Origin of the sequence: Oryzihumus sp. (assembly GCF_036391795.1) — a bacterium.
Classification (GTDB): Bacteria; Actinomycetota; Actinomycetes; order Actinomycetales; family Dermatophilaceae; genus Oryzihumus.
The window spans coordinates 1-3,747 of record NZ_DASVZH010000003.1 but is presented as its reverse complement, the minus strand read 5'-3'; the positions used below and the strand labels follow the sequence as shown (position 1 = coordinate 3,747).

The following is a 3,747-nucleotide window of genomic DNA, read 5'->3' as shown; positions in this document are numbered from 1 at the left end:
TATATTTGTCGACAAATTTTCTCTCCAAAAATTTAATAGATAATCAAAGTGTAACTACACTATAACCTACATGTAATTACACTGTAATTTACATATAACTTACGTGTAACTTTCACATAATTTTAAACCGTTAAATTTGTTTCAAGACCCCTGGCCGGACGGACGCCGGCTGCTCGACGCCGGGGTGAGCCTCGCGCTGGCGACCGACTGCAACCCGGGCACCTGCTACAGCTCCTCGATCCCGTTCATGCTCGCCCTCGCGGTGCGCGAGATGGGGCTGACCCCGGCCGAGGCGCTCCTCGCCGCCACCGCCGGGAGCGCGAAGTCGTTGCGGCGCAACGACATCGGGCGGATCACCGTCGGGAGCCGGGCGGACCTCACCGTCCTGGAGGCGCCGTCCTACCTGCACCTCGTCTACCGCCCCGGGGTGCCGCTGGCGCGGGCCCTCGACCTGGGCTGACGGCTCAGCCGGCGAGCCAGGCGGTCGTGTCCGGCGGCAGGGTCGCGTCGCCGGGCAGGTCGTCGCTGGCCAGCAGCACCCGCGCGCCGGCGGGCAGGGGGACCGGGCACTCGCCGGTGTTGGCCAGCACGGCGAGGTCACCGTTGCCGAACGCCACCACGTCCTCGGGCGCCTCGAGCCACCTCAGGTCGCCGCGGCCGAGGCGACGGTCGCGGCGCAGCCGCAGCGCCGCGCGATACAGCTCGTAGGTCGAGCCGGGCACCCCTCGCTGCGCGTCCAGGGCATACCGGGCCCACTCCCGCGGCTGGGGCAACCAGCTCCGGCCGTTGGGGGAGAACCCGTATGCCGGTGCCGCCGCCTTCCAGGGGATGGGCACCCGGGCGCCGTCCCGGCCCTTCTCGGCGCCGGCGGTCCTCGCGAACGTCGGGTCCTGGCGGGCGCCGTCGGGCAGCGTGGTGTGCTCGGGCAGGCCGAGCTCCTCGCCCTGGTAGAGGTAGGCCGCGCCCGGCAGCGCCAGCATGAGCAGCGTCGCCGCCCGGGCCCGTCGCAGCCCGAGGACACCGTCCGGCTGGGGGTCGTCGGCGCCGATTCCGGTCATCCGGCCACCGCGGGTCGGCGTGCCGAGGCGGCTGGCGTGCCGGACGACGTCGTGGTTGGACAGCACCCAGGTCGTCGGCGCCCCGACCGCGTCGTTGGCGCGCAGCGACTCCTCGACCGTCTGCCGCAGGTCGGCCGCCCGCCACGGCGTCAGCAGGTAGGCGAAGTTGAACGCCTGGTGCATCTCGTCGGGGCGGACGTAGCGGGCCACCCGGTCCAGGTCGGCCACCCACGCCTCGGCGACGAGGACCCGGTCCCCGCCGTGCTCCTCCAGCAGCCGGCGCCAGGCGCGGTAGATCTCGTGCACGCCGTCCTGGTCGCGGGCGGGGTGGGGCCGGCCGTCGGCGTCGAGGCCCTGCACCCGCAGCGGCCCGTGCCAGTCAGGCATCGCCGGGTCCTTGACCAGTCCCGAGGCCACGTCCACCCGGAAGCCGTCGACGCCACGGTCCAGCCAGAAGCGCAGCACGTCCTCGAAGTCGGCGCGCACCTCGTCATGGTCCCAGTTGAGGTCGGGCTGCCGGCGGTCGAAGACGTGCAGGTACCACTGCCCGGGCCGGCCGTCGGCCTCCATGACGCGGGTCCAGGCCGGCCCGCCGAACGCGCTGGACCAGTTGGTCGGGGGCAGCTCCCCACCGTGGCCGTGCCCGTCCCGGAAGACGTATCGCGCGCGCTCGGGGCTGCCGGGTGGGCTCGCCAGGGCCGCCGCGAACCAGGGGTGCTCGTCGCTGGTGTGGTTCGGCACCAGGTCGACGATGACCTTCAGGCCCAGCTCGTGCGCCCGGGCGAGCAGGGCGTCGGCGTCGGCGAGGGACCCGAAGAGGGGGTCGACGTCGCGATGGTCGGAGATGTCGTAGCCGGCGTCGGCCTGCGGCGAGGGGTAGAACGGCGAGAGCCACACCGCGTCGACGCCGAGCTCGACGAGGTGCTCCAGCCGGGCGGTGATGCCGGGCAGGTCGCCCACCCCGTCGCCGTCGGCGTCGGCCCACGAGCGCGGGTAGACCTGGTAGATCACGGCGTCCCGGTGCCACGGACCCCCTCCGGGGTCGGCGGGGTGGACGAGGCGTGCGTCGGTCGTCTGGGGCCCGGTCACGGTCACCCAGTCTGCCGCGCCGGACCTAGGCTGGCGCGATGAGCGAGAGCAGCACCCCACCCGAGCTGGTCGAGATCGCGCACGCCTGCCTCGACTTCGCCCGTGAGGGGGAAGCGGCCCGGCTCGCGGCGTACGTCGACCGGGGCGTCCCGGTGGACCTGACCGACGCCAACGGCAACACCCTGCTGATGCTCGCGGCGTACCACGGGCACGCCGCCACGGTGGCCGCGCTGCTCCAGCGCGGGGCCGACCCCGACCGGCTCAATGACCGGGGTCAGTCCCCCCTGGCGGGAGCCATCTTCAAGGGCGAGGACGAGGTGGTCGCCGCCCTGATGGCTGCGGGCGCGGACCCGGACGCCGGCGCCCCGACGGCCAGGGCCACGGCCCAGATGTTCGGCCGCACCGACCTGCTGCACGGATAGCGAGGCAGCCGGACGTCGTGGCCTGACGGGGTCGGCGCCCTCGTGGGGCGCCGACCCGGGAGGTCAGCCCTTGCGGGCCGGCTCCGCCTGACGGTCCGCGGACTCGTCAGAGCTCGTGGCGTCCTGGCCCTCGCCCGCCCCGGCCGGCTTGCCCTCCGCGGGCTTGGCCTGGGGCGCGGTCTGGCGCTCGATGACCTGGGTGGCGTGCGGGTCGACCTCGACCTGCGGCTCGGCCTTGGCCGGGGCCTGGGCGGGCGCTGCGGCCTGGGCGGGCGCGGCGGCCGGCGCCTCGGTGGCCTCCTCCAGCGCGGCGGGCAGGGAGACGCCGCCGAGCGTGGCCAGCATCTGGCGCACGTTGGTCAGCTGGGCGTTGATCGAGTCACGGCGCTGCGTGGCCGCGGCCAGCTCACGCTCGGACTCGGAGCGGATGCGCTCGGCGCGCGACTTGGCCTCGCTGACGATGAGCTCGGCCTGGGCCTGGGCCTGCTCGAGCTGGCGCGTCGCCCGGCCCGAGGCCTCCTTGGCGGCGGCGTCCGACTCGCGCCGGGTCTGCTCGATCTGCTCCTGCATGGCGGCGAGGTCGCGCTCGGCCGCGGCGGAACGCTCCTTGAACTCCTCGGCGGCCTTCTCGCGACGCTCGGCGAGGGTGGTCTCGAAGTCGGTGGCCGCCTTGGCGGACTTGGCGCGCTGCTGCTCGTAGATCGCCTCGGCCTCCTCGCGGCGGGCGGTCGCGTCGCGGTCGGCCTCGTCGAGGATGTTCTCGGCCTTGCGCCTGGCCTCGGCGACGAGCTGGGCGGCCTGGGCCTCGGCGCCGCTGCGGACCTCGGCGGCGTGGGACTCGGCGTCGGCCTTGACCCGCTTGGCGGTGGCCTCGGCGTCCTTGCGCTGGGCGGCCGCGTCCGCGGTGGCCTCCGTGCGCATCTGGACGGCCTCCTGGTTGGCCAGCGTGAGGATCTCGCCCACCCGTTCGCCGAGGTCGGCGAAGGTCGGGGCCGAGGGCGCCTCCTGCTTGGCCTGGGCCCGGCCCTGCCACTTCTGGGCCTCGTCCGCGAACCGCTCGGCACGCTCGGCCTGGCGGGTCGCGTCGGCGCGCGCGCTCTCGAGCGCGGCGGTCAGCGAGCGGAGGTGCTCCTCGACCTGCGAGGGCTCGTAGCCGCGGAGGACGGTGCGGAACTGCG

Annotated in this window: 3 protein-coding genes and 1 pseudogene; 2 read left to right on the top strand and 2 right to left on the bottom strand. The window is 73.8% G+C overall.

Features of this window, described 5'->3' with window-relative positions:
• Window positions 1-142: 142 nt before the first annotated feature.
• Window positions 143-460 (top strand): annotated as a pseudogene (locus tag VF825_RS00185) (amidohydrolase family protein); the annotation flags it as partial.
• A 4-nt stretch (window positions 461-464) separates the two neighbouring features.
• Here VF825_RS00185 and VF825_RS00180 read toward each other — a convergent pair.
• Window positions 465-2,153 (bottom strand): glycoside hydrolase family 13 protein, encoded by a 1,689-nt coding sequence (locus tag VF825_RS00180; RefSeq protein ID WP_414695724.1) that lies wholly within the window; start codon window positions 2,151-2,153, stop codon window positions 465-467.
• A gap of 32 nt (window positions 2,154-2,185) precedes the next feature.
• Here VF825_RS00180 and VF825_RS00175 point away from each other — a divergent pair, with 32 nt between their 5' ends.
• Window positions 2,186-2,569, top strand: a complete 384-nt coding sequence (locus VF825_RS00175; RefSeq protein WP_331108856.1) for an ankyrin repeat domain-containing protein — start codon at window positions 2,186-2,188, stop codon at window positions 2,567-2,569.
• Window positions 2,570-2,632: 63 nt separating this feature from the next.
• On the opposite strand, the gene VF825_RS00170 is transcribed toward VF825_RS00175, so the two are convergent.
• Window positions 2,633-3,747, bottom strand: a 1,115-nt coding sequence (locus tag VF825_RS00170) for a hypothetical protein (RefSeq protein ID WP_331108854.1), incomplete at its 5' end; no start/stop codon positions are given.